Here is a 26,737-nt window from a genome sequence, read left to right as displayed (position 1 = left end):
GGGGTTTTTCATATCCTATCTACAGTCAAAATCAGCTCTTGGAATCGCCTGCCAGTTCCAGAATGACGCGCGCCCCGATCTCGCCAGAGGGTTGCTCCGTCGCCATGATCGACGCAACTTTATCAAATCCGTCCAGCTGCGCCTGACGTGCCGATCCAGGCCGCATCAACCGTTCAAGGTTGCGTGCAAGCATTCCCGGACGGACAAACTCATTAAAATACTCAGGAACGACCGGTTCGTCGGCGATGATATTTGGTAAGGCAGCGCTCCAGATCGTGATCTTGGGCATCAGAAACTTGCGTGCGAACCAGTCCGCCTTATAGGAAAGCACGCTTGGAATGCGCGATAGAGCCAGCTCCAGCGAAACCGTCCCTGAAGCAGCAAGCGCTGCATCGGCTTTAGAAAAAGCTTTCCACTTTTCCTCATCACCCAGCACAATAAGCGGTTTGACAGCCCAGTCCTTTGAAAGATCGCGAACCATTTCCTCAATGCGTGGCAGTGTCGGCAGAACGACGTCGAGCTTATCGACCCGGGCAGCTAATTCACCAACAGCCTGCCCGAACGGTTCCATAAGCATCTGGATTTCAGTCCGACGAGACCCCGGCAGAACGAGCAATGTTTTCCGGGACTCAGCAGTCCGTCGCGCTTCCAAAGTTTTTTGTTCAGCCCGTGCCCGCAGTATAGGTTCATAACTGGAAAGGCGATGTCCGACATAAGTGGCACTCGGCCCGCTTAACCGCTGCATGACCTCCACCTCAAATGGAAGAATAGTCAACACATAGTCGAAATAGGCTTTCATCGCCCGCGCGCGTTGCGGCCGCCAGGCCCACACGCTTGGTGCGATATATTTCACGATGGGAATCGATGGATTTGCAGCCCTGATCTTCTTGGCAACGCGATGTGTAAACTCCGGACTGTCAATCAGAAGTACGCAATCCGGTTTCTCAGCGATGATGCTTCTAGCGGTCTGGCCGATACGCCGCATTAGACCCGGTAAGTTCTTCAGAATTGCGCCCAGCCCCATAAGCGCAATCTCGTGCGGATCAAAAAAGGACTTCATTCCCCGGGCTGCAAGGTGATCACCACCGACACCAATGATATCAACCAAGCGGTCTGTCTGGCTCCGCAACGCATCGATAAGGTCGGCACCTAGAAGATCACCGGATTCTTCACCGGCCACTATTGCTATTTTCAATGGCCGGTTGGTGGTGTTCACTTCTTGATATCCTTTTTCTCGCGACTGACCGTCTCTATGAAAAGGCCTCTTGCATTGGCCGCCGCGATGGTTTCACCGAAGCCTAGAATGAATGTCCTGCCTGCCTCAACAGCTATTCCTGATAATCCCGCTTTTACGGCATTATCAATCGTAGAAATTCCGATGGTCGGAAGGTCTGCTCTTTCGTCCTGTCGCGGCTTCGCCATCTTGACGAGAACACCGCCACGACGAGGTATGCGGCCAGCTGCACGTAACTCGCGCACACGCTCTATCATTTGATCTGTGCCTTCGGCCCCTTCGAGCGCAACGACACGTCCGCCAACCGCAACAGCACCCTGCCCGACATCCAGATCACCCAGACGAAGCGCAGATTCCATTGCAAGTTCAAGATTATGACGTTCTCTCGCGTCCGGTGCTTTTCGCGTCAAAATTTGAGCAGGTGACGGGGAAAGTAAATCCGGAACAACATCGTGAGCCCCGACAACTTTGAAAGCGAAGGATTCCAGCAAGCCGATAAATGCACGTAAAAGAGCATCGTCGCCTTGCCCCAGCGCACGTAAAACGTAAGGCACTGCGCGCAGAGTAGGCCAGTCAAACTTCAGATCACTGACATGGGGCCTGCTTGTCACGCCACCAGCGAGGACAACGCGATCCACACCGGCAGCCTTCATGGACCGCACGAGCTTTGCAAACTCTACGATGGAAATTTCCTGATGCTCGTACTTGTAGAGTACCGGATCAGCCTCCCCTCGCAACGGTACGAGGAATGGCTTCTTCTCCGCAGCCTCAAGGGCCTCCGCCACACTGATCGGCAGCAGGCCATTACCGGCGATAATTGCAACGCGTCCCGCATCATCTGCAAGACGCGGTATTTGCTCAATCTTCGCCGCTGTCATGCCCGGCCCCACCATGGACCGCATCGAGCGGAGGTGTACAGTAGGCACGTTTGGTATCGACATTGATGAAGTCGATCATGTCAATGACAGCCGGAGAATCCGGTATCGCAGTAAGAACGTCCTTTGCACGATCCCGAATGGGCTTTGTGCGATCAAACAGCATCCGAACTGCATGACGGAGATTATGAATCTCTTTGCGTTCCATACCGGAACGCTTCATGCCGACGATGTTCAATCCACCGAGATGAGCGTGCACCCCAATCGCCATGCCGTACGGGATAAGATCGCTTACAACCGCAGCCATGCCGCCAACGAAAGCGTGATGTCCAACGCGCACAAACTGATGGATAGCCGCACCACCACCCAGAATAGCGTGATGTCCGATTGTCGTGTGGCCACCAATCATCACATTGTTGGAGAAGGTGACGTAGTCGCCAATGTCACAATCATGTGCCACATGCGCGTAAGCCAGGAACGAACAGTTGTTGCCAACCGAAGTGTAACCACGTGCGCTGTCTGACCCCTTGTGCATGGTCACGCCTTCGCGGATCAGGCAATTTGTGCCAATGTTCAGCTTCGTTGGACCGCCCTTATGCTTGTTGTTCTGCGGATCGCAACCCAGAACGGCATGCGGATAAACCTTTCCACCTGCGCCAAGCGTCGTTGCACCAGTCACCACTACATGACTCATCAATTCCGAATTGTCGCCTATGACGGCGCCAGACTGAATGTGACAGAAGGGGCCGACAGACACACCCTGCCCCAGTTCCACACCCTGCTCAACAAGAGCGGTGGGGTGAATAAATGTTTCTTTCATTGATATGCTCACTGGCTTTCTTCAGCTGTACTGATCATCGCAGCTACTTCAGCTTCCGCAACCTTTACACCATCGACTTCGGCGACGCATTCATATTTCGAGATATTTGCGCGTTGCTTGATCTTCTTTACGTGAAGCAAAAGTCGATCTCCCGGTATGACCGGGCGACGGAATTTGGCATTATCTATAGTCATGAAATAGACCACGCCAGGGCGCCCGGTTTTGCGCTGAAGCAGAGAAATAGCGCCCGCCGTCTGTGCCATGGCTTCGACAATCAATACGCCCGGCATAATCGGCTTTTCAGGGAAATGTCCGGTGAAATGCGGCTCGTTGATCGTCACATTCTTGATGCCGGTTGCGGAGACGTCGCCGTCAATGTCAACAATCCGGTCGATCAGCAAAAATGGATAGCGATGCGGCAGCACTGCCAGAAGATCCTGGATATCTGCTGCTTCCAGCTTGGTCTGATTTGCATCACTCATCAGAGGATTGCTCCTTTCTCGATTGCCCGATGCTACGTATGTTCGCGATATCTCGGAACCACTGCTTGATAGGCCGAGCGGGAATACCGCCCCAGCGCTCGCCATCGGGTATGTCATTCATAACGCCGCTCGCTGCGGCAATCTGCACGCGCGAACCGATAATCAAATGGTCGGCAAGTCCCACACGACCACCCAGCATCGTCTGGTCACCGATGACACAGCTGCCAGAAATGCCGCAATGAGCCGCAACAATACAAAAACGGCCGATTCGCACGTTGTGGGCGATCTGTACGAGGTTATCGATCTTTGTACCTTCGCCAATGACGGTGTCGTTCAACGAACCACGGTCGATCGTCGTATTGGCGCCAATCTCGACATTGTCCTGAATGATGACTCTGCCGAGCTGGGGAACCTTCTCCAAGCCGGCGGGACCTGGGACGTAGCCGAAACCGTCCTGCCCAATCCGCACACCAGGATGAAGAGACACTTGATTGCCGATGAAAGCACACTGAACGGTTACACCGGGGGCAATATAGCTGTTGCGACCTATCTGGCTGCCTTCACCGATAACCGCTGTTGACGCGATCAGCGTACCGCTGCCGACACTTACGCCCCTGCCGATAACTGCGCCGGCCTCGATGGTCGCACCATCCTCGATATGTGCTGTCGGATGAATAATCGCCGCTGAAGAAACACCAGTTTCTCCGAACCAGCTGACCGGTTTGACGGACGCTGGAAACAGCATTCGACCAACGGATGCAAAGTCCCGTTGCGGATTGCGGGTAACGAGTGCAGCTATGTGCGACGGCACGCTATCCACCACAGCCTCGCTACATAGAACGCCCGCGGCATTGATCGATGAGAGACCGTCGGCATTCTTCTTGCCTTCGACGAAAACAAGAGAACCCTCAACAGCATCTTTAAGCGAAGAAAGACGCGCAACAGAACGCGGTGCAAGCTTCGGGTCACGAAGTCTTGCACCGGTAAAATCTGCGATATCGCCAATCGTGAGTTCACGCGAAGGCGCGAAAAAAACAGGATCTGCCATCAAAACACTTTCTTCCCCGGGGTTGTTATACCCCGGGAAAAGGCAAATCTATTAGAACTTGGTCGAAACACCGAAGTTGAAGTTCTGAACCTTGTCGGTATCAGCCTTCGCGATCGGGAACGCATAGTCAAAACGCAGAGGACCGAACGGCGAAGCCCACATCAGGCTTATACCTGCCGAAGCGCGAAGCTTCTTGTCGTCGCCATAGATTGGCGAACCGCCCTGCGAGGAGTCATTACCATAAAGCGTTGCGGCATCAGCAAAAAAGGCGCCACGAATACCCAAGCTTTCAGGAACGAGCGGCATCGGGAACTGAACTTCAGCCGTACCGTTGATATAGGTCGTTCCGCCCATCCAGTAGCGTTTGCCGTTCGCGGCATCCTGATATGGACCGATACCATTGAACTTGAAGCCGCGGATGATGTCCGAATTGTTCTTGAACAGATCAAAGATGCGGACGCCATCATCACCGAATTCATGGATATAACCACCGCCAATGCCCAGCATACCGACGATATCGGCTTCCTGAGAAAGCGTCTTGTAGTAGTTACCCTTGAACGTGGTCTTGATGTACTTGGCATCGCCGCCAAGACCTGCGAACTCCTGCGTGAACTTGCCATAAAGACCGTCATGCGGATTCTTCATGTCGTCGATGGAGTTGTAGGTCAGCGAGTAGCTGATCGACGAACGCAACCACGGACTATGCTCAGCAGCCTCTAGCAAGGCAGGCGCATAGTAGTTGTCAGCGTCCGCACGGAACAGGTCATACTTTTCCTGAACGAGGTTATACGCGATACCTGCCGAGAAATTGTCCGTGATCGGAAGACCGAAGCGGATCGTACCACCGGTCTGCTCGACGTCGTAATCATCGTTTACGCGATACGTACGACGGAATACATCGAAACCAGCCGAGAGACGATATCCGAGGAAATATGGCTCCGTAAACGACAGGCCATAATTGCGCATATCATCCTGACCGGCACCGGCGCTGATACGGATGTACTGGCCGCGTCCGAGGAAGTTACGCTCGGTAATAGCAGCTTCGACCTGCGCACCCGGCGATTCGCCGCCTGTCGTGTAACCGCCACCGATCGAGAATTCGCCGGTCGACTTTTCAACGACATCAACGACAAGAATAACCTGATCCGGCTCAGAGCCAGGCGCCGTCGAGATATTGACCGTCTGGAAGAAGTCAAGCGCTTCGAGACGACGCTTCGCGCGCTGTACCATGACCTGATTGAAGGCATCGCCTTCGTTCATGTCGAATTCGCGACGAATCACGAAGTCACGCGTCTTGTCGTTACCGCGAATTTCAATGCGCTGAATATAAGCGCGCGGACCTTCGTCAACGCTATAGACGACCGAAATCGTATGGTTCTCGAAATCACGATCGCCACGCGGTTCAACCTTGGCGAAAGCATAACCACTACCGGCAACATTTTCGGTAACTGCGAGAACCGAATCTTCGATTTCCTTGGCGCTGTAAGGCTTACCCGAACGAGTCTTGACCAGATGATCCAGGGCCTGCCCGTCAACGCCATCAACATTGCTCTCGACGCTTACATTGCCGAATGTATAGCGCTGACCTTCATCAACCGTGATGGTGATCGTGTATTCGTTTGTCGACGGATCGAGAACTGCATTCGATGAAATAACGCGGAAATCCGCATAGCCGCGATTGTAATAGAAACGACGGAGCGTTTCCTCGTCAGCCTGAAGACGCCCTTCGTCATATACGTCATTACGCGTCAGCCACGAAAGCGGATTCGAACGTTTGGTCGAAATCACGTCGCGCAAACGACGAGAGCCGAATGCCTGATTGCCAACGAAATCGACATTTGCGATTTTCGTGCGCGAACCTTCGTTGATTTCATAAACGACGTTCACACGCCCCTGACCAAGATCAACAGTACGTGCATTCACGGTCGCATCGCTGCGCCCGATATGCGCATAGGCTCCCTTGATCGCTTCAACGTCAGCTTCCATCGTCGCAGCGTCATAAGGCGAACGCGGCTTGAGCTGAACAGCACGAGTAAGATCAGGATCCTTGATCTTCTTGTTGCCCTGGAAAAGGACGTTGTTGACGACGGAACGCTCAGAAACATTCACGACGAGCGTGCTGCCGGACTGATTAATACGAACATCCGAGAACAGACCCATCGCAAACAGACGCTTCACCGCAGCATCAATATCAGCGCTGGTGAAGGCCTTGCCCGGACGAATGTCGATATTGTCGCGGATGGACTGTGCGTCGACGCGTGTATTACCGCGTACCTCGATACGGCTAACGACAGCAGCCTCGGCAACATTGACCGAAGCCAGCGAGAGTGCAGCAGTACCCGAAGCCACAAGAGCCACTGACATGGCGAGCGCAGAAGCGGCGCCAAAGAATTTAGAACTTGCCGTCATAGGCTTTCCGAACCTTCGTTTCTTTCTGTCCCCGGGGCGATTAACCCAGAAAAGCACGTACAGATACAACCGTCATACCCGGTTTTTCCATACAAGCAAGCGTCACGGTTAAATTCTGTTTACTTAAGCAACCAGCGTGGCATCCGCGCCACGCGATTTGAGCGTTATGGTAAACAAATCGCTTAGCTTTTCGAGCAGTCACTCCCAATTTTCACTTCTGTTTAACACCTTCCCCGATCCTCGCCAGAGAAGATGCGCATCATAGCGGTTAGCTGACTGGAACCCTCCAGCCTGCACCGATCCCCAAGATCACCACCTGAGCCAGCCGGAGAGTCATCTAGCAGGCAAACAGGTCGTTGAAAAGTACGAACCCCATGAATCCCATAACAAGTAGGAACCCAACACGATAGAAAATTTCCTGCGCCGCAACAGATACCGGGCTACCCTTTATGGCCTCCACCGCATAGAAAACCAGATGACCGCCATCCAGCGGAGGCAATGGAAACAGGTTCAAAAGCCCGATACCAACCGACAACATTGCCATTAGCTGGATGAGCCAGTCAAAACCCTGACTTGCAGCCTTACCAGCCATATTGGCAATTTTCACCGGACCACCGAGCTGACATTTATCCTCACGCCCGACCGCAAAACGCTGAAAAAACTCTCCTGTGCGGCTGATAATGTAGCCCGTTTCCATGACAGCTTGTCCCACTGATTCGAGGGGACCATATTCAATCCGGCGGAAATTACCGACAGCTTCAGTGGTTTCCACGCCGATGGCGCCAAGCTTGATCTTGTTTCCAAGCGGATCCGTACGCTCGACGATTGCCGGAACGGCCTGCAAATCTACCATCTTGCCATCACGCTCGACAGTGAAGTTCAGCTTGTCCCCGGCCCGTCCGGATACGATGCGCTGCACATCGGAAAAAGTTGTGATCTTTTCGCCCTCAACGCTGATAAAACGATCCCCGGCTTCAAACCCTGCTTCAGCAGCAGGACTGCCAGGCTGGACGCCAGCTATGAGCGGATCGGAAATCTGACGCCCATAGAGCGCGAAGAAGACACTGAAGATAACGATCGTCAGAATGATATTGAAAGCAGGACCGGCAAAGACGGTCGCCGCACGCTTCCACACAGGCTGGGTATGGAATGCCCTTCGCTGCTCATCTGCGCTCAGGCTTGCATTATCGACGTCAACTGGAGAGCTCGTGGCGCTCTCGTCACCGATGAATTTGACATAGCCACCAAGCGGAATGGCAGAAATCTTCCACCGCGTGCCGTGCTTGTCCGTGAAACCGATCAGCTCAGGTCCGAAGCCGATAGAAAATGCCTGTGAGCCAATGCCGCACCAGCGCGCAACCAGATAGTGGCCCATTTCATGAACAAAGACCACAACGGTCAAAACAAAGAGGAATGGAATGATGGTCCCGACAAGCAGACTTTCGCCACCCAGAAAAAAGGCCAACGCCTCCTGCAAATCACTACTCCTTACACAACGCTAGTGGGCTTCCGAAGAACCGAATGCGTTTTGAGCAATCCCACAAACTCATCCGTCGCACCCTTAGAAACTGAAGAATATAGCGGACGGCACGTCTGGCTCTGCAAAAATTGCACCAAACAGGTACAAAAGTGCGGCAGCAGCGACAAGCCCGTCCACGCGATCCAGAACACCGCCATGCCCCGGCAAAAGACGGCCAGAGTCCTTTGCGCCGAACTGGCGCTTCACCCATGATTCTGCAAGGTCGCCAATCTGCGAAACGACAGACAGCAGCAATGCGAGTAGCGGTACCAGCCAGCTGCCGGGAGCAGCCACCAGTGAGGCAACCAGAATGCCACCGGCTACCGCAGCCGCGGCGCCACCGATGGCGCCTGACCATGTCTTGTTCGGTGAAAAGCGCGGTGCCAGTTTCGGCCCGCCCAGTGCCCGGCCATTGAAGTAGGCCGCGATATCCGTGGACCAGACAACTGCGAAAAGGAAAACAATCGCAGTAAAGCCAAAGGGCTCATCGCCGCGCAGGAGTGAAAGCGAAACGGCGGAGAAACCTGCATAGAAAAGCCCCGCCGCTGGCCAGCCGCGCCCTGTCCGCCATTGCGTGGCCAGAAGAATGAGGGTGCCCACCAACAGAACGCCAATCGTCAGCAAAGCGCTCCGGTCCATAACAAGCAGAACGCTTGTGAGCACCAGCCATGCCCAGCCGAACACACGCGAGAACACTGTCTGCTTCGGTGCGGTCAGGCTCGTCCACTCGTGGAACATGGCCAATCCGATTGCAATCGAAAACAGTGTGAAACCCAAACCGCCGACCCACGTCAGCCACAAGGCGGCTGCACCGAGGACAATGGCAGTAATGATGCGGGTTTGCAGATTGGACATTGAGACCTTTCGACGGACTGGCTTACGCCATATTAGAGCATTTTCAGTCGTCCCAACTCTCGGGAACCACCTTAGACTGCCGCCCCCTTGGTCGAAGGGCATGCGATTTCTTCTTCACGGTCTTCCAGTCCGGCGCGCACTTCAACGCCGCCAAACCGACGCTCGCGCTGGCGAAAAGCCTCATAGGCTGCATCAAGATCAGACGCGCGGAAATCAGGCCAATGAATGGGCAGGAATAGAAACTCGGAATACGCCGCTTGCCAGAGCAGGAAATTCGACAGGCGCATTTCCCCGCTCGTACGGATGATAAGATCGGGATCGGGTATCCCGGCTGTATCGAGATTTGCGGAAACCAGTTCACTGGAAATGGAAGCAGGATCAAGCAGTCCGGCAGCGACATCACGCGCCAGACTTCGAACGGCACGGACGATCTCGTCGCGGGAACCGTAATTGAAAGCTATGATCAGGTTGAGGCCTGTATTGCGACGCGTAAGCGTTTCCGCTTCGACTAATAGCGCACGTATATCGGCGGCAAGTTCCTCGCGCTCGCCGATAATACTGACACGCACATTATTGCGGTGCAGCTCAGCAAGATCGCGTCGGATGAAAATCTTCAGCAACCCCAGAAGATCGTTCACCTCGCCGCTGGGGCGGGACCAGTTCTCTGAAGAGAACGCAAACAATGTAAGGTAGCCGAGGCCACGATCCCCGGCCGCCCGTACAATCTCACGAAGAGCTTCCACGCCTGCCCGGTGCCCGGCGCTGCGCGGCAAATTGCGCGCCTTCGCCCAACGGCCATTGCCATCCATGATAATGGCGATGTGGCGCGGATCGGACATGGCGAAGCTCTCCCTCAATGAAAACCATGCAGGTACTAGACCTGCATGATCTCCCCTTCTTTCACTGCAACGACCTTATCCATCTCAGCGATGGTTTCGTCCGTCAGCTTCTGCACTTTTTCAGACAGAACGCGGCCATCATCCTGACTGATGAGGCTGTCCTTCTCCAGCTTTTTCAGCGTGTCCATACCGTCACGACGAACATGACGGGCAGCAATACGACCTTGCTCAGCATACTGGTGCGCGATCTTGACCAGTTCCTTGCGGCGCTGTTCGTTCAATTCCGGTAGCGGAATGCGCAGCGTCGTACCATCGGTGATCGGATTGAGACCGAGGCCGGAATCGCGAATTGCGCGTTCCACAGCGCCCACCATGCTCTTGTCCCAGACGGAAACCGAAAGCATACGCGATTCGGGAACAGTGATATTGGCAACCTGATTGATCGGCATGGTCGAGCCATAGGCCTCGATCACGATCGGCTCCAGCAAGCTTGCTGAAGCGCGGCCCGTGCGCAGACCGTTAAGGTCGTGCTTCAAAGAGTTGATAGCGCCTTCCATGCGGCGTTTCAGGTCGTTGATGTCGAAAGCATCACTCATGCATTTTCTCCTTCGATACGCAGCAAAGGTCGATCAATTATCGGAAACGATCGTGCAGCGTCCCTTGCCTTGCAGAATTTCGGCCAAGCCGCCGTTTTCATGGATGGAATAGACTATTATCGGAATGTTGTTCTCACGCGCAAGGGCAACAGCGGCTGTATCCATGACTGCGAGCCCGCGATCGAGAACTTCTTTGTGGGTCAAACTGTCAAAACGCGTCGCGTTCGGATTCTTCTTCGGGTCGGCAGAATAGATTCCGTCAACCTGCGTACCCTTCAAAAGCGCATCCGCTTCAATTTCCGCAGCACGAAGAGCTGCTGCCGAATCCGTCGTGAAGAAAGGATTTCCGGTGCCACCAGCAAAGATCACGACCTTGCCCTCATCCATGTAAGCCGTAGCCTGTCTCTGCGAGAAGCTCTCACAGATTTCAGGCATGGCTATGGCCGAGAGCACGACAGAATCGACGCCGATCTTGTGCAGGGAAGTACGCAGCGCCAGCGAATTGATGACCGTGGCCAACATACCCATGTGATCGCCTGTGACGCGGTCTCCGCCCTTGGAGGCCACAGCAACCCCACGGAAAATATTACCGCCGCCGATCACGACGCCAACTTCAACACCAAGCGACCGTGCCTGCTTGATATCGCTTGCAATACGGTCTGCAACGGAAACATCAATGCCAAAGCCCTGACTGCCCATCAATGCCTCGCCCGAGGCTTTCAAAAGGACGCGTTTGTAGGCGGGCTTACCGGACATTGGATGCTCTCCGCAGATTGTGATCAAGTGGTTGTGTTTGGGTTCCGATACACGAAGGGCACCGCGTTGTCACGCGATGCCCTTCATAATCAAAAGCCTTTTCAGGCAATCAGCGCATTCCGAAAAGTGGAAACCGGTTTTCGGAACAAAATGCGCTGAAAAAACGGAGCCACTTAGCCCTTGGCAGCAGCAGCTACTTCAGCAGCAAAGTCGGTTTCTTCCTTCTCGATGCCTTCGCCGAGAGCAACACGGACAAAGCCGGTGATCTTGGCCGGTGCACCGATGGTCTTTTCAGCTTCCTTGAGGGCAGCTGCAACCGTCAGGTCAGGATTGATGACGAAAGCCTGCGAAAGAAGAACAACTTCTTCGTAGAACTTGCGCATACGGCCTTCGATCATCTTTTCGATGATGTTGTCCGGCTTGCCGGATTCACGGGCCTGCTCGATGAAAATCGCCTTTTCGCGCTCGGCAGCAGCCGGGTCAACGTCCTCGGCGGTGAGAGCCAGCGGGTTGATTGCAGCAACGTGCATGGCAACCTGACGACCAAATGCGTTTGCAGCTTCTGCATCGCCAGCGGTTTCGATTGCTACGAGAACGCCGAGCTTGCCGAGGCCATCAGCAACGCCGTTGTGAATGTAGGTCGCGACAACGCCCTGCGGGACGGTCAGCGCAGCCGAACGGCGGAAGCCAATGTTTTCACCGATGGTGGCAACAGCGTCCTTTGCCGTTTCGGTAACGGTCTTGCCGTCAACGTTTGCGTTGGCCACAGCTTCGGTCGAACCGTCGGTCGACAGAGCAGCCTGAGCGATCTTGCGGACCAGATCCTGGAAAGCATCGTTGCGGGCAACGAAGTCGGTCTCGGAATTGACTTCAACGACAACAGCCTTGTTGCCGGAAGCTGCAACGCCAACCAGACCTTCGGCCGCCGTACGGCCAGCCTTCTTGTCAGCCTTTGCAATGCCCTTGGCACGCAGCCAGTCAACGGCAGCTTCGATATCGCCATTGGTTTCAGCAAGTGCTGTTTTGCAGTCCATCATGCCGGCGCCGGTGAGGTCGCGGAGTTCTTTGACGAGAGATGCGGAAATGCTCATGATATCGCCTTTCATGAAAGCGAAGGCACACCGGATGGGTGTGCCAACTTTTAACCGGCGCTTGGTTTCTGGATCGCGATCACCCTGAGCATTGCACTTCAGGAATCACAATCCCGCACCGGGATGAAACGAGATTATCCACCCGCCCTATCGCAGATATGACGGATGGATGAAATCATACGCTGATTAAGCGCCTTCAGCCGGAGCTTCGAGGGCTGGCTCAACCGGAGCTTCAGCCTGCGCGCCAACGTCGATGCCCATTGCGCCCTGCTGACGAGCAATGCCGTCGAGAGCAGCGCGAGCAATCAGATCGCAATAGAGAGCGATAGCGCGTGCAGCGTCGTCGTTACCCGGAATCGGGTAGTCGATCTGGTCTGGATCGCAGTTCGAGTCGATCACTGCGACAACCGGGATACCAAGACGCTTGGCTTCCTGAATAGCAATCGCTTCCTTGTTGGTGTCGATGATGAACATCAGGTCCGGAACCGAACCCATGTCCTTGATGCCACCGAGGGCGCGGTCAAGCTTTTCACGCTCACGCTCAAGGTTCAGGCGTTCCTTCTTGGTGAAGCCCTGAGCTTCGCCAGCCAGAAGTTCGTCGAGCTTGCGCAGACGCTGGATCGAGTTGGAGATCGTCTTCCAGTTGGTCATCATGCCGCCGAGCCAGCGTGCATTGACATAATACTGTGCCGAACGGTTGGCAGCATCGGCAATGATGTCCGAAGCCTGACGCTTCGTGCCGACGAACAGAACGCGACCGCCACGAGCAACCGTGTCCGAAACGATCTTCAGCGCATTGTGCAGCAGAGGAACGGTCTGGGACAGATCGAGAATGTGGATGTTGTTACGGTCACCATAGATGTATGGTGCCATTTTCGGGTTCCAGCGATGGGTCTGGTGGCCGAAGTGAACACCAGCTTCCAGAAGCTGGCGCATGCTGAAATCAGGCAATGCCATCTTTATTTTCCTTTTCCGGTTTAACCTCCACGGGCTGAGGCGATTTCTCGCCACCGGAGGTTTTTGCCGGATTTCTCCCGACAAAAGCCCAATCCCGTGTGTGGAATAGGCGCGCTGTTAACTGATCACGCCGTAAATTGCAAGTCGTCTACACAATATAGCATCGAACAGGCGAACAAACACGCCAATCGGCGTGCTTATTTGCAGGTCGCGGTCTGTTTTGCCGCGTCATAGACATCAAGCTTCACAAGCTTCCCGCGCATGGAGAAATCTCCATAGTCCATAGTGAGGTCGCGGGTGATGCCATTGCGATAGAGCTTGAAATTAATGCGGTAGATCGGCAGGCCGTCCTGCTTTTCCTTGTCATCGAAATAGGCAATCGTCACCGGCCAGACCTGATCCTTGGAAAATTTACCCATGACCTTGGCCTCATCATCCGGCAGAGACTGCTCCTTGCCGACGACAACGGTGGTAGCAACCACCCGGTCGGCATCTTCGGACGCGTCGAAAAGCGACGTCTGGTAAAATTTCTGCCCGGCTTCCGCCTTGCCGATCAGCTCTTCCATATGTCCGGTCGGAAATTGCGTTCCCTTGAGGTCAAGCTTGTTTTCCTTCGGCTTGTTCAGTTCAACGACTGTCTTGCCGCCCTCGAGTTTCGCGTCACCACGCACTTCCTTGACCAGTTCCTTGTCCACGAAGGTCTTGTTGACGAAACGGAAGTTCTTTCCGTCTGCACCTTCGAAAGTCGTCGTCTGCTGGTCGGTCACACGCTGCGGCTGTTCTTCCATATCGATCCGCGTCACGAAACGGAAATTGGTGGTGTAGCCTTCACACGCAGATCCGTTGAACTCGTAGACCATACGACCGGTCAAACCACTGATCCCCGATTTTTCATCAGCACGATCCAGGGTCAGATCATAGACTGCGCGATGTGGAACCAACGTTACCGTCGAGGCCGCATGAGCGACGCCAGCGAATCCAGCCCATACACAAGCAGCCGTTCCACTCGCCGCAACCGCACTCTTGAAAAAACGCATACATGAATCTCCCGATGAGTTGACGAGCATGATAAAAAAACTCGTGGCGGAAGCGAGGCAAAAAACGCACCCTTCCCAAAAGCTTCACCGATTCTGCCTATAGGTAGATCGCGAAGTACCTTTGCAAGCAAGGATTAATACAATGACCGACACGATCGACAGCCGCCTCAAAAATCTGGGTATATCTATCCCGGAGGCCGCAGCACCCGCCGCAAACTACGTTCCTTTTGCGCAAAGCGGTTCTCTGCTTCTCACATCTGGCCAGCTTCCGCTGGAAGGCGGCAAGCTTGTCCACACGGGGCAGATTGGTGATGAGCTGACGGTTGCGCACGGACAAGCGGCTGCACGCGCCTGTGCTGTCAACATCCTTGCCCAGGCAAAGGCTGCTCTTGGTGACCTTGGCCGCATCAAGCGGATTGTGAAGATTACCGCCTTCGTGGCTTCCACACCTGATTTCGTGGAACAGCACCTTGTGGCCAATGGCGCCTCCGATCTCCTCGTGGCGGTTCTCGGCGACGCTGGCAAACATGCCCGCTCGGCTGTTGGTGTTGCGAGCCTACCCCTCAATGCACCTGTTGAAATAGAAGCGATCATCGAGGTTGCCTGACATGACTTCCATCGACTGGATCAAGAAGCGTCCTGTTGCTCATCGCGGATTGCACGATCTCAATAAAGAGCGCTGGGAAAACACTCTTTCAGCGTTCGAAGCAGCAGCAAAGGCGGGTTTCGCTATCGAATGCGATGTGCATCTCACAATTGACGGCGGCGTTGTGGTCTTTCATGACGATGAACTGAAGCGCCTTGTCGGTCGCGAAGGCTACATCAGCGATCTGACACTGAAGGAAGCCACCGCACTGAAGATTGGCGGCACCGCCGATCATGTGCCGACGCTTCGTCAAATGCTTGATCTGGTCGATGGTCGCGTTCCCCTCGTTATCGAGCTGAAGGGTATCGAAGGTAAAGATGACGGTCTGGTTGCCGCCGTTGCCAAAGAACTGGCGTCCTATAAGGGCGAAGCCGCGATCATGTCTTTCGATCACCACCTGATCCGCCGTTTTGCGGCAGATGCACCGGGAATTCCTGGCGGTCTAACAGCCGAAGGTACACGCAGGGAAGACTATGAAAGACATTTCTCCATGCTGGCGCATGGCATCTCCTTCGTCTCCTATAATGTGCATCACCTGCCCAACCCGTTCGTCACCTTCGTTCGGGAGAAATTGCAAATGCCTGTGATCAGCTGGACAGTGAGGGATCGGGAAATGCAGAAACATAGCGATCTCAATGTCGACCAGATCACGTTCGAGGGCTTTGATCCACGCGCCCTCGTGGCTTGACGACAACACGCCGAACGCCGCAAAATATGTGCGATAACGGCAAAGGAATAGCGGTGAACGACGAAGATCCGCAGAATGAGCAAAGCTTTGTTCTCCGTGTCGTTGAGAATATCAGCGAATTCACGGCAGACGAATGGAACAGTCTTGTCGGGGCTTCCCGGCAGGACGCGCATTACAATCCCTTCATTACTCGCAACTTCCTGCTGGCTCTGGAAGAATCAGGCTCGGTTTCACGAAAAGCGGGCTGGCTTCCGCGCCATTTGCGCCTTGAAGATGATCAGGGCCACCTCATCGGAGCCGTGCCGAACTATCTCAAGGGGCATAGTCAGGGAGAATATGTCTTCGACCATGGATGGGCTGATGCTTTCGAGCGCGCCGGTGGTCGATACTATCCAAAATTTCAGGCCGCAGTGCCGTTTACACCGGCTACTGGCCCGCGCCTCCTCAATCACATTGCCTATGAAAGCGAAACCGTTCGACTGGCGCTGGCTGGCGGACTGCGGGAACTGGCTGATCAATCCGGCGTCTCATCAGCGCATGTCACATTTGCACTACCAGGTGAGATCATCGCGCTTGAGCGCGCAGGGTTTCTTCATCGCAAAGATCAGCAGTTTCACTTTAAAAACAATGGCTTTAAAAGCTACGATGATTTTCTGAATGAGCTGGTATCTCGGAAACGCAAGGCGTTAAAGAAAGAACGACGTGAAGCCTTGTCGGATGGTATCGAAATCGACTGGTTGACCGGCAGCGACCTCAGGGAATCCGTCTGGGACGACTTCTTCGCGTTTTATACGGATACCGGTAGCCGCAAATGGGGACGGCCCTATCTGAACAGGCAGTTCTTTTCGCGGATCGGCGAAACCATGGCGGAAGACATTCTGCTCGTCATGGCCAAACGCAACGGACATTACATTGCCGGTGCAATCAACTTCATCGGTGGTGATACACTTTTCGGCCGTCATTGGGGCTGCATCGAAGATCACCCATACCTGCATTTCGAGGTTTGCTATCATCAGGCAATCGATTTTGCGATTGATCGAAAGCTCAGCGTCGTGGAAGCCGGAGCACAGGGCGAGCATAAAATCGCCCGCGGTTATGTGCCGGTAACAACCCATTCAGCGCATTATATTGCCCATGAAGGCTTTCGGAACGCCGTACGCGACTATCTCGATCATGAACGTCGCGAAGTCGAACAGATTCAGGACGCCCTGGAAGAACACTCGCCATTCAGGGATGCGCTCTGATTGTTTGTTTTGACGCGCATCTCATCCGAAAGCCGCTTCACACCTTTCGGGATGCGCTCGCTCTATCCACCTTGCCTAACGCGACTTGATACGGTCTGATCCTGTCAAACATTTTCGCATTGGAGAGAATCGCATGTCCGCCACCTATGACGACAACAATATCTTCGCCAAAATTCTGCGCGGCGAAATCCCGTCCACCCGTGTTTACGAAACCGATGACGTCGTTGCTTTCATGGATGTGATGCCGCAAGGCACGGGCCACACGCTGGTTGTGCCAAAGACTGCTTCCCGCAATCTGCTCGATGCCAAGCCGGAAACCCTCGCGAATGTTGTTCAAGTGGTGCAGAAAATCGCGCAGGCAGTGAAGAAGGCATTCAATGCCGATGGCGTAACCGTCATGCAGTTCAACGAACCGGCATCCGGCCAGACCGTCTATCATCTGCACTTTCATGTGATCCCGCGCTTTGAAGGCGTGGCGCTCAAGCCCCATACCGGACAGATGGAAGACGCAGCGGTTCTTTCCGCAAACGCTGAAAAGATTCGTGCAGCGCTCTGATAAGACTCACACTTTCAAAGTGTAAGCAGGCCGATTACCAGCAGGATTTCCGCAACGAGCACGCCGACGAGCAATCGCTTACCGGTAGTGAGAAAGGCGGCAAATCCTGCCGCAGCGGAACCAGCGCGGAGCCAGAGCGGCGAATTGGCCAGTTCTCCATTAGGATAGAGAATAAGCTGCGCGATAACGCCTGCAACCAGCGCAGTTGCGACGCAGCGCACGAAAACGAGAACTTCTGAATCCTCCCGCACGCGCCCACCAACCAGCACCCCCATCAGCCGAAACAGATAGGTTGGAAGCGCTCCAGCCAGGAGGATAAATAGAAACGGCCACCACCAGGTCGAAAAGCTGTCCCAGTTCATTCAGTTGCCCCCACCGATACGCGGCGCATCCGGTGAAAACCAAATGCTATCAGCCCACCGAGAACCCCCGTGATCAGCAGGTCATATCCAGGAGCCAGATGATGAAATATGGGGAACAGAACGATCCCGGAAATCATTGCGACCTGCCCTGCCCTTTCTCTGGCTGAACGCCAGAGCGACGTCAGAAAATACATCGGCGTCAGCATGAAAAGTGCCGCGAAAACAATTGGCGGAAAAGACGTCGATAACGAATAGACGATAGCAACGACAATTGCATTGGTTCCCACCAGAACCATACCGATCCCCGCAAAATAGCTCGTCCGCATATCACGCGGGATCTTGCGCAGCTCCTCCATGGCCATGACCCAGGCGGTGACGGCAACGAAATGACACAGAGCAGCGAGCGTCAGTTTTCGCGTTTTCGGTCCCTGCAACTCGGGAAGCAGCGCGACCACCATTGGCATCAAACGCACGGACGAAAGTCCCACTGCGAGAGCCGCGGCAGGCAAAGCCACACCTGCACTGATCGCTCCGATCAGAACGACCTTTGCCGGAAGCGCCCAGATGGTCAGAGTCATAAAGACGGCTTGAACAACGGTGATGCCGCTTTCAATTGCCAGTCCCGCAAAACCGATAAACGAACTCATCAACAATAGAGCTGGAATACTGCCAATGCGTGTGCAGCCGCGCAAGAACCATCGCAGGTGACGATGGTCTTCTGAATTTTGCTCAGGATAATCGGAATGAATCGGTGGCATGGAGTCACGTTAGAGCAAGGTCCGAGCAAGTTGCACCCGGTTTTTACCACTCAGATCGGAAAACCTCAGTTTTCCTTCACACCAGCCTCATGCTCACAACAAAACGGCCCTCAGAGAGGGCCGTTTCGCTTGCTTGTTACTTCTTACGTGGCACTTTCGGCACCGAAGATTTGGCCGCCGAGGACTTCGGGGAAGATTTCGGCGCCGGTTCGGCCTTGCCCGCCAGCACCTTCTCCTTCTCTGCCTTCTTCGGCGCAGCCTTCTTGCGTTGCAGCTGCTTCTTCTCAGCCGGAATATCCTTCTTCGGACTTACCGGCTTATCAGCCACGCTTTCCAGCGAAAGATCGGTCTTGCCGTCCGGTTTCGTCACGACGTCCACACGGACTGTGCCACCATGCTTGAGTTTTCCGAAGAGCACCTCATCAGCCAATGGCTTCTTGATGTGTTCCTGGATAACCCGGGCAAGCGGACGTGCGCCCATGCGCTCGTCGTAACCCTTGTCAGCAAGCCAGGCGATTGCGCCTTCGGTCAGTTCAAAGGTCACGCCGCGCTCAGCAAGCTGTGCTTCAAGCTGAAGCACAAACTTCTGCACAACCTGATGAATGACCGGAACCGGCAACGGACCGAACGGAATGATCGCATCCAGTCGGTTACGGAACTCAGGCGTGAACAAGCGGTTGATCGCTTCCATGTCATCGCCTTCGCGACGCGTGGAACCGAAGCCGATTGCTGCCTTCGCCATATCCGATGCACCGGCATTGGTGGTCATGATCAGGATCACATTGCGGAAGTCGATCTTCTTGCCGTTGTGATCGGTCAGCGAGCCATGATCCATTACCTGCAACAAGATGTTGAACAGATCGGGGTGTGCCTTCTCGATCTCATCAAGCAGCAGCACGCAATGCGGATGCTGATCGACGCCATCGGTCAGGAGTCCGCCCTGATCGAAGCCAACATAGCCGGGAGGCGCACCGATGAGCCGCGATACGGTGTGACGTTCCATATATTCCGACATATCGAAACGCAGGAGTTCCACGCCCAACGAACTTGCCAGCTGTTTGGCGACTTCCGTCTTGCCGACGCCGGTCGGGCCGGAGAACAGGTAAGAGCCGATTGGCTTGTCCGGTTCGCGCAATCCCGCACGGGCGAGCTTGATCGACGCTGACAGCGCTTCGATGGCCAGATCCTGACCGTAAACGACACGCTTCAGTTCAGCATCCAGATGCGAGAGAACCTGTTCATCATCCTTCGATACCGACTTCGGCGGAATACGGGCCATCGTTGCGATTGTCGCTTCGATTTCCTTCACGCCGATGGTCTTCTTGCGCTTGTTCTCAGGCAATAGCATCTGGCTGGCACCTGTTTCGTCAATCACATCAATTGCCTTGTCTGGCAATTTGCGATCCGAAATATAACGCGCAGAAAGTTCCACTGCCGTCTTGATGGCATCGACCGTGTACTTGACCTTATGGAAATCCTCGAAATAGGGCTTCAGCCCCTTCATGATTTCAATCGCATCCGGGATCGAAGGCTCATTGACATCTATCTTCTGGAAGCGACGCACCAAGGCACGGTCTTTCTCGAAGAACTGACGATATTCCTTATAGGTCGTCGATCCGATGCAGCGGATAGCACCCGATGAAAGCGCCGGTTTCAACAGGTTCGATGCATCCATCGCGCCGCCCGAAGTGGCGCCAGCCCCGATGACTGTATGAATCTCGTCGATGAACAGAACCGCACCCGGATACTCTTCGAGCTCCTTGACGACCTGCTTCAGACGCTCTTCGAAGTCACCGCGATAGCGGGTGCCAGCCAGAAGTGTGCCCATGTCGAGCGAGAATATCGTCGCATCGGCAAGCGCTTCAGGCACCTGTCCTTCAACGATCCGCTTGGCAAGACCTTCGGCAATCGCAGTCTTGCCGACGCCGGGATCACCCACATAAAGCGGGTTGTTCTTCGAACGACGGCAGAGTACCTGAATGGTGCGGCTGATTTCGCTGTCACGACCGATCAGCGGATCGATACGCCCGGCCTTGGCTTTCTCATTCAGATTGACGCAATAGGCAGACAGGGCGTCCTGCTTCTTCTTGGCGCTTTCTTCCTGTTCTGTGCTGGTGCGTTCTTCACTTGCGCTCTCTGCGCCGCGCGGCGGGCGAGTTTCGCTGTTCTGCGGGCGCTTGGAGATGCCATGCGAAATATAGTTCACGGCATCATAACGTGTCATCTGCTGCTCCTGGAGGAAATAGGCAGCATGACTTTCCCGTTCCGCAAAAATGGCAACCAGCACGTTGGCACCGGTTACTTCCTCACGGTTCGAGGATTGCACATGAATGACCGCGCGCTGAATGACGCGCTGGAAAGCGGCAGTTGGCTTGGAATCCTCGTCATAACCCGTGACGAGATTATCAAGTTCGCGATCAATATAGTCGGTAACGATACGTTTGAGATGCTCAAGGTCGACGCTGCAGGCACGCATCACTGCGCCCGCATCCTGATCGTCGATCAAGGCAAGCAAAAGATGTTCGAGCGTCGCATATTCGTGATGCCGCTCGTTTGCAATTGTGAGGGCTTGATGCAGGGCCCTTTCAAGGCTTGGGGAGAACGATGGCATATGACCTCACTTTTTCTCCATCACGCATTGCAGCGGATGCTGGTTTTGGCGGGCGAAATCCATGACCTGGCTAACTTTGGTTTCGGCGACTTCGTATGTAAATACGCCGCACTCGCCGACCCCGTGATTGTGAACATGCAGCATGATGCGCGTGGCATCATCCTGGTTCTTCTGGAAAAACCGCTGCAGGACATGAACGACGAACTCCATGGGTGTGTAGTCGTCATTGAGGAGCAGGACACGATAGAGGCTGGGCTTCTTGGTTTTCGGCTGTGTACGCGTAACTACAACGGTGCCGTTTTCCGGACCATTTCCGCCGTCAGTCTTGCTTTGCATGACTATATCGAGATGCCTCATGAAACCTATTACCCGGATGCCCATCTGCCTGACCCAACTTGCCCTATTATGTAGGTCGTCATGTGGTGATTTTAAGCCCTTCATTGGCACTTGCAACCGGGACTTATTGCAATAACGAGGCTTGACACAGTTATATGATGTCGTCCGAACGATAGGTCATGACAAAACAGCTCTATGTAAAATAGCCGGAGCACTTCGCTGCCAAATAATATAGGTACTAATAATTGGACCTAATAAACTCGACCCTATAAAAAGCGGAACACAAATTGCGGTTTCACGAATACGAAAAAAGTACTAAATTTCTCACATAATCAAAACATTAATGAATGCATTAGGGCTACTAACAGAACATACTTTTTAAAACCCGCTCATTTCTAGAGGCTGCCTCTCCCCTTCCACCCAAACAAGGCAGCAGCAAAACTAAACTCGCGCAAGCGGGTTTTTTTGTGTTGTGACACCACTGCCTTCCCCTGATACGAACACCGCATTTCATTGACACATCTGCGTGAACGTTCGCAACGCATCGGGTCTGAACGGACTGTCAACGTTACAGCTTCCTCAAAATTTTTCCGAAATTTATGAACAACACGGTTACCATAAACGGATTGGTAACGCTGATGGCAGTAGGATCACCGAATTAGACGCTGTGTGCCTTTTGTGTCGCAGTTCAAAAAATCCGGGATACAGGTAGGTCATCATCGTGCGTACCGCATTTAGTAAAGTCGCATATGCCTTGAAAAGAGCGGCGCAAGCCACCCTTCTTCTTGCAGTTGTAACGGGGTGTTCGACAGCTTCGACAACGATACCGGCGATAGCGGCTAGCGATAGATATGCAGCGATCGTGATCGATGCGAACACGGGCAAAACGCTGTTTGCCTCGAATGCGGATGCGCAGCGCTATCCAGCTTCCCTCACCAAAATGATGACTCTGTATATGCTTTTCGAGGCAATGCAGGCAGGGCGTATGAACAAGGACACGCGTATCCCGGTGTCCGCCTATGCCGCCGCACGTCCGCCCACAAAAATCGGCTTCCGTTCGGGGCAAAGCATTCGTGCTGAAGATGCAGCGCTGGCCATGATCACAAAGTCGGCCAATGACGTGGCAACTGCCGTCGGCGAGTATATCGGCGGCTCCGAAGAGCGCTTTGCGCAGATGATGACAGCAAAGGCTCGCCGTCTTGGCATGCGTAACACGACGTTCCGTAACGCATCGGGCCTGCCGAACATGGCGCAGCATACGACTGCACGCGACATGGCGATCCTCAGCATCGCGCTTCGCCAGCATTTCCCGAACGAATTCTCCTATTTCTCCCGCCGCAGCTTCGTTTTCCGCGGACAGACCATCAACGGTCACAACCGTTTGCTCGGTCGCGTTGAGGGCGTGGACGGCATCAAGACCGGCTACACCAATGCATCCGGTTACAATCTGGCCTCTTCAGTCAGTCTGGATGGCCGCAGGCTCGTAGCGGTGGTCATGGGCGGCAATACCGGTGCCAGCCGCGACGCCCATATGACTCAGCTCATCCGCAAATATCTTCCTATGGCAACGCGTAGCCGTAACGCTGCACCGCTCGTCGCCATGCGCAACGATGCACCGCAGGTCGTTGCTTCGATCGATCTTCCCAAGGCCAAGAATGCCCCTGTTCCGGTAACCCGTCAGGTTGCAGCCGTGGATGACATCATCAACAACGAAAGCGGTGAAGGCGATAGCGACCAGCCTCAGGTTCTGGCACTTGCAGCACCGACCGCGCGTCCTGCTGCGCTGGCCGCGCAGGCTGCGATTCGCCCCACACCGAAGGCCGCCGTCCCGTCTGCACAGGCTCAGGAAGTCGATCCGGTCACAACCGCCTCAGCTGCTGCTGCCGGTGGCTGGGCAATCCAGATCGGCTCCCTCCCGAGCGAAGGTCAGGCGCGGGACATGCTTGCCAAGGCTTCTGCCACAGCAGGTGGCACACTGCGTGCGGCGTCGCCCTATACCGAGACCTTCAACAAGGGTAGCGCAACTTTCTACCGCGCGCGCTTTGTTGGCTTCTCCTCCAAGCAGGCTGCTTGGGATGCCTGCGCCTCGCTGAAGAAGAAAAACTTCGGCTGCTATGCAGTCGCGAACTAATCGATTGCGAGGGGTTCTGCCCCCTCGTTGCCAGCTTCAAACCCGAATTTGTAGTGCGTAGAGGGTTTCGAGATGTCAAATATGAGAGAAACTTTCGGCCAGCCGCCGTTCAAGACTGCCGACTGGACACAGGATGAAGGCAAGACTTCAGCCTTCGGTGCATTGTTCTCGGTGCAAGGCCTCAAGCAGGCTGCCCTGCGAATTGCCGATGTAAGGCGAGGCACCGGCTTTCAGACCAAAGATCTGGTCGGGCTGCTCATCTGCCATGCAGCCCGCAACAAGCGACTAGTTCAGCCACGGGCGTCCATGCGGATGACCCTGCCGGTGAATTTCGACCGAGTTTCTGTGCGCCTGACGATAGAAAACTGAATGAACACCAGATGAAATGAAAAAGGGCCTGCCGGTTACCCGGCAGGCCCTTTTACATGAGTGTGTCAATCTTCAAAGCAATCCCAGAGCCGCCAGCTCCTGGCGCAATTCTGCAGGCAAGGCAGCCCTGCCCGCTTTACCCGCGGCTTCATCACGCGGGACTTCATTTTCAGCCAGATAGCGCCAACCCTGAAAAGCACGGCGTGGCTGCCACTCGGTCGGAATGACCTTGGGTTCGAGAACAAGGTGACAGCGATTGATACCCTGCTCATCCGTAAATGGACGAACATCCAGCAGGCGCTGACGGCATTGGACGTTGCCCTTGATAACCCAGTAGAGCGAGCCACCTTCCAGCAGCTCATCGATCCGTTTCGGAACCATTCTCGTTGTGTGAAACTGTTCCGGCACCAAACCGGCCGCACGCTGTTCAGCGAGACGGAAATCGATCCAAGCCGCGAGATCTTCGATACTGTCGCAGCCGACACAAAGTTTGACGAGATTGAGAGCCATAGGGGTGATTTAGCCAAGACGAATGCGCGCTTCAAGCCTGAAGCATCGCATTCCGCCCAGAATTGCGAATCAACAGGCGACCACGTTGACGGCGAGACCACCCTGACTGGTTTCCTTGTAACGCTCGCTCATATCGTGACCGGTCTGGCGCATTGTCTCGATACAAGCGTCGAGAGGTACAAAATGCTTGCCGTCGCCCTTGACAGCAAGTGACGCTGCGGTCACCGCCTTCACCGCACCAAGCGCGTTACGTTCAATGCACGGCACCTGCACAAGTCCGGCAACCGGGTCGCAGGTCATGCCAAGATGGTGTTCGAGCGCAATTTCAGCAGCATTTTCAATTTGCTCAGGCGATCCGCCAAGCACAGCGGCAAGACCCGCTGCCGCCATTGCCGATGCTGATCCTACTTCGCCCTGACAACCAACTTCCGCGCCAGAAATCGATGCGTTGTGCTTGATGACACCACCAATTGCGGCAGACGTCAGGAGAAAATCGCGAATGCCTTTCTCATCGGCATCATCATGAAAATGCAGATAATAGCGCAGAACCGCCGGTACAACGCCTGCAGCACCATTTGTCGGTGCGGTGACTACCCGGCCGCCGGACGCGTTTTCTTCATTGACCGCCATCGCGTAAACCGAAAGCCAGTCATTTGCCAGAAGCGGGTTACTGCGATTATTGCGCCAGTCATCCTGAAGCTTATCATGAAGCTGTCGCGCACGACGACGGACATTCAGGCCGCCCGGCATGACACCGTCCCGGCTCAGTCCACGCTCGATACAGCCACGCATGGCCCCCCAAATACGATCGAGACCATTATCCAGATCACCGCGTGCCATATGCTTTTCTTCATTGGCCCGCTTCATTTCGGCGATCGACAGCCCGCTGTCGTGGGCCATCTCAAGCATCTCAGCAGCACTACGGAACGGAAACGGCACATCAGCCTTGTCGTCCTGCTTTGCACCGCTGCGCTGAACGCGGCTCAGCTCTTCTTCGGTCACCACAAAGCCGCCACCGATGGAAAAGTATGCCCGACGCAAGAGAAGATTGTCATCGGCATCGAATGCAGAGAAAGCCATGCCGTTGGCGTGCCCCGGCAAAGGAGTCTTCCGATCCAGTACGAGATCGACCTTCGGATCGAAATGATAGGCCGGATGTCCTTCGGGTTTCACTTTCTTCTCGGTAAAAACCTTCTCTACTTCAACGTCCATAATGTCGGGATCAATCGTATCCGGCAGATGACCGCAGAGCCCCAGAATGACGGCTCGATCCGTCGCATGCCCGACGCCGGTATATGCAAGAGAGCCGTGCAGGCTCGCTTTCAACCGGTGGATTTTCGAATGCGCAGGCCGTGGCCAGTTTCCGCCTATAATTTCATTGAGAAACATGCGCGCAGCCGTCATCGGGCCCATCGTATGCGAACTGGAAGGCCCAATGCCAATCTTGTAAAGATCGAAAACCGACAGAAACATTCCACACCTTCTGCAGCCGTCATAAGGCTGATTGATTCCTGATCGCAGCGTCGCCCGCCATTTGCCTGATCGTCCATTCTAGACAAAAATCGGCAAAAAGTCGCTAACGCAGAAACCGCGTATCTCTATCAGATAGTGTAGGAAAGGATCAACGCAAACGGAATGCTGAAATGCGGCATCAAATTTCCGGAATACGTAACGCCGCCTGACTTCTAGAGCATTTCCTGTTTTGTTTGATTCATTGGAAATGCTCTATCCGTTTGTTTTCACGCATGTCTTTATCCCAAAACCGGTTCCCACTTTCGGGAGACATGCTCTAGACGGAGAACAGATAGGCCATGAGGATGACAGCAGCGAGACCAACGACTGCCCAGAGCGTAACGCCCCAGCAGGATTTTTGAACGGTTTCGTCCATGGAGATTTTGGCAACCTTGTTGTGCAACTCTTTTACACAGCGTCCTTCACAACGCTGTTACCAATCATATAGCTTCGTGAACAACGGAACGCAACGGCGAAAAGCGACTGAATTGTGGCG

General features: G+C 54.5%; 26 protein-coding genes. 6 read left to right on the top strand and 20 right to left on the bottom strand.

Going from position 1 to position 26,737, the window contains the following annotated elements:
• Positions 1-31: 31 nt before the first annotated feature.
• From lpxB to eipB, 14 genes are all read right to left on the bottom strand, one after another.
• Positions 32-1,216 carry a lipid-A-disaccharide synthase gene (gene lpxB, locus AAE521_RS02695; protein WP_342060409.1) on the bottom strand — a complete coding sequence of 395 codons (1,185 nt, stop codon included), beginning with the start codon at positions 1,214-1,216 and terminating at the stop codon, positions 32-34.
• Positions 1,213-2,112 (bottom strand): LpxI family protein, encoded by a 900-nt coding sequence (locus tag AAE521_RS02690; protein ID WP_342060408.1) that lies wholly within the window; start codon positions 2,110-2,112, stop codon positions 1,213-1,215. The genes lpxB and AAE521_RS02690 overlap by 4 nt, the downstream gene beginning before the upstream one ends.
• Entirely contained in the window at positions 2,093-2,929 is an 837-nt protein-coding gene (gene lpxA / locus AAE521_RS02685) for an acyl-ACP--UDP-N-acetylglucosamine O-acyltransferase (RefSeq protein ID WP_342060407.1), read from the bottom strand. The genes AAE521_RS02690 and lpxA overlap by 20 nt, the downstream gene beginning before the upstream one ends.
• An 8-nt stretch (positions 2,930-2,937) precedes the next feature.
• A complete protein-coding gene (gene fabZ / locus AAE521_RS02680; RefSeq protein ID WP_104756356.1) occupies positions 2,938-3,411 on the bottom strand; it encodes a 3-hydroxyacyl-ACP dehydratase FabZ in 474 nt (157 codons plus the stop codon).
• Positions 3,404-4,459 (bottom strand): UDP-3-O-(3-hydroxymyristoyl)glucosamine N-acyltransferase, encoded by a 1,056-nt coding sequence (gene lpxD, locus AAE521_RS02675; protein ID WP_010659984.1) that lies wholly within the window; start codon positions 4,457-4,459, stop codon positions 3,404-3,406. The genes fabZ and lpxD overlap by 8 nt, the downstream gene beginning before the upstream one ends.
• A 51-nt stretch (positions 4,460-4,510) precedes the next feature.
• Entirely contained in the window at positions 4,511-6,868 is a 2,358-nt protein-coding gene (gene bamA / locus AAE521_RS02670) for an outer membrane protein assembly factor BamA (RefSeq protein ID WP_342060406.1), read from the bottom strand.
• Positions 6,869-7,205: 337 nt separating this feature from the next.
• The gene (gene rseP / locus AAE521_RS02665; RefSeq protein ID WP_012091955.1) at positions 7,206-8,345 is read right to left on the bottom strand and encodes an RIP metalloprotease RseP; all 1,140 of its coding nucleotides are present in this window, start codon (positions 8,343-8,345) and stop codon (positions 7,206-7,208) included.
• An 84-nt stretch (positions 8,346-8,429) separates the two neighbouring features.
• Positions 8,430-9,242, bottom strand: coding sequence for a phosphatidate cytidylyltransferase (locus AAE521_RS02660; RefSeq protein WP_010659981.1), 813 nt, complete (start codon positions 9,240-9,242; stop codon positions 8,430-8,432).
• Between the two features lie 71 nt (positions 9,243-9,313).
• Complete coding sequence (locus tag AAE521_RS02655; protein WP_010659980.1) at positions 9,314-10,081, bottom strand: isoprenyl transferase; 768 nt, start codon at positions 10,079-10,081, stop codon at positions 9,314-9,316.
• 35 nt (positions 10,082-10,116) lie between these two features.
• A complete protein-coding gene (gene frr, locus AAE521_RS02650; protein WP_010659979.1) occupies positions 10,117-10,677 on the bottom strand; it encodes a ribosome recycling factor in 561 nt (186 codons plus the stop codon).
• A 33-nt stretch (positions 10,678-10,710) separates the two neighbouring features.
• Positions 10,711-11,433 carry a UMP kinase gene (pyrH, locus tag AAE521_RS02645; RefSeq protein ID WP_342060405.1) on the bottom strand — a complete coding sequence of 241 codons (723 nt, stop codon included), beginning with the start codon at positions 11,431-11,433 and terminating at the stop codon, positions 10,711-10,713.
• A gap of 173 nt (positions 11,434-11,606) precedes the next feature.
• Positions 11,607-12,524 carry a translation elongation factor Ts gene (tsf, locus tag AAE521_RS02640; protein ID WP_036578226.1) on the bottom strand — a complete coding sequence of 306 codons (918 nt, stop codon included), beginning with the start codon at positions 12,522-12,524 and terminating at the stop codon, positions 11,607-11,609.
• A gap of 186 nt (positions 12,525-12,710) precedes the next feature.
• Positions 12,711-13,481 carry a 30S ribosomal protein S2 gene (gene rpsB, locus AAE521_RS02635; protein WP_010659976.1) on the bottom strand — a complete coding sequence of 257 codons (771 nt, stop codon included), beginning with the start codon at positions 13,479-13,481 and terminating at the stop codon, positions 12,711-12,713.
• Between the two features lie 197 nt (positions 13,482-13,678).
• Complete coding sequence (gene eipB, locus AAE521_RS02630) at positions 13,679-14,518, bottom strand: cell envelope integrity protein EipB (protein WP_071630140.1); 840 nt, start codon at positions 14,516-14,518, stop codon at positions 13,679-13,681.
• Positions 14,519-14,660: 142 nt separating this feature from the next.
• Here eipB and AAE521_RS02625 point away from each other — a divergent pair, with 142 nt between their 5' ends.
• From AAE521_RS02625 to AAE521_RS02610, 4 genes are all read left to right on the top strand, one after another.
• Positions 14,661-15,125, top strand: coding sequence for a RidA family protein (locus AAE521_RS02625; protein ID WP_006471616.1), 465 nt, complete (start codon positions 14,661-14,663; stop codon positions 15,123-15,125).
• Between the two features lies 1 nt (position 15,126).
• Entirely contained in the window at positions 15,127-15,852 is a 726-nt protein-coding gene (locus tag AAE521_RS02620; RefSeq protein ID WP_071630138.1) for a glycerophosphodiester phosphodiesterase, read from the top strand.
• Between the two features lie 53 nt (positions 15,853-15,905).
• Entirely contained in the window at positions 15,906-17,096 is a 1,191-nt protein-coding gene (locus AAE521_RS02615; protein ID WP_084093965.1) for a GNAT family N-acetyltransferase, read from the top strand.
• A gap of 133 nt (positions 17,097-17,229) precedes the next feature.
• Entirely contained in the window at positions 17,230-17,652 is a 423-nt protein-coding gene (locus AAE521_RS02610) for an HIT family protein (RefSeq protein ID WP_029924661.1), read from the top strand.
• A 14-nt stretch (positions 17,653-17,666) separates the two neighbouring features.
• Here AAE521_RS02610 and AAE521_RS02605 read toward each other — a convergent pair whose 3' ends face one another.
• The 4 genes from AAE521_RS02605 to clpS all read right to left on the bottom strand — a co-directional run bounded on the left by AAE521_RS02605 (position 17,667) and on the right by clpS (position 21,719).
• The gene (locus tag AAE521_RS02605) at positions 17,667-18,014 is read right to left on the bottom strand and encodes an AzlD domain-containing protein (protein WP_029924658.1); all 348 of its coding nucleotides are present in this window, start codon (positions 18,012-18,014) and stop codon (positions 17,667-17,669) included.
• Entirely contained in the window at positions 18,011-18,661 is a 651-nt protein-coding gene (locus AAE521_RS02600; protein ID WP_235817397.1) for an AzlC family ABC transporter permease, read from the bottom strand. The genes AAE521_RS02605 and AAE521_RS02600 overlap by 4 nt, the downstream gene beginning before the upstream one ends.
• Positions 18,662-18,908: 247 nt before the next feature.
• A complete protein-coding gene (gene clpA, locus AAE521_RS02595; RefSeq protein ID WP_029924654.1) occupies positions 18,909-21,383 on the bottom strand; it encodes an ATP-dependent Clp protease ATP-binding subunit ClpA in 2,475 nt (824 codons plus the stop codon).
• Between the two features lie 6 nt (positions 21,384-21,389).
• On the bottom strand, positions 21,390-21,719 hold the full coding sequence (gene clpS, locus AAE521_RS02590) for an ATP-dependent Clp protease adapter ClpS (RefSeq protein ID WP_061346484.1): 330 nt from the start codon (positions 21,717-21,719) through the stop codon (positions 21,390-21,392).
• A gap of 721 nt (positions 21,720-22,440) precedes the next feature.
• Here clpS and AAE521_RS02585 point away from each other — a divergent pair.
• Together AAE521_RS02585 and AAE521_RS02580 are read left to right on the top strand one after the other, a co-directional pair.
• Positions 22,441-23,850, top strand: a complete 1,410-nt coding sequence (locus AAE521_RS02585) for an SPOR domain-containing protein (RefSeq protein WP_342060404.1) — start codon at positions 22,441-22,443, stop codon at positions 23,848-23,850.
• Positions 23,851-23,922: 72 nt separating this feature from the next.
• Positions 23,923-24,219 carry a hypothetical protein gene (locus tag AAE521_RS02580; protein WP_094513783.1) on the top strand — a complete coding sequence of 99 codons (297 nt, stop codon included), beginning with the start codon at positions 23,923-23,925 and terminating at the stop codon, positions 24,217-24,219.
• Positions 24,220-24,291: 72 nt separating this feature from the next.
• On the opposite strand, the gene AAE521_RS02575 is transcribed toward AAE521_RS02580, so the two are convergent.
• Together AAE521_RS02575 and AAE521_RS02570 are read right to left on the bottom strand one after the other, a co-directional pair.
• Positions 24,292-24,729, bottom strand: a complete 438-nt coding sequence (locus AAE521_RS02575) for a DUF1489 family protein (protein WP_010659965.1) — start codon at positions 24,727-24,729, stop codon at positions 24,292-24,294.
• 69 nt (positions 24,730-24,798) lie between these two features.
• Complete coding sequence (locus AAE521_RS02570) at positions 24,799-26,202, bottom strand: L-serine ammonia-lyase (RefSeq protein WP_071630135.1); 1,404 nt, start codon at positions 26,200-26,202, stop codon at positions 24,799-24,801.
• Between the last annotated feature and the right edge of the window lie 535 nt (positions 26,203-26,737).

It is taken from the genome of Brucella cytisi, assembly GCF_038433355.1.
Classification (GTDB): Bacteria; Pseudomonadota; Alphaproteobacteria; order Rhizobiales; family Rhizobiaceae; genus Brucella; species Brucella cytisi.
This window is presented reverse-complemented; position numbering and strand designations above follow the sequence as displayed.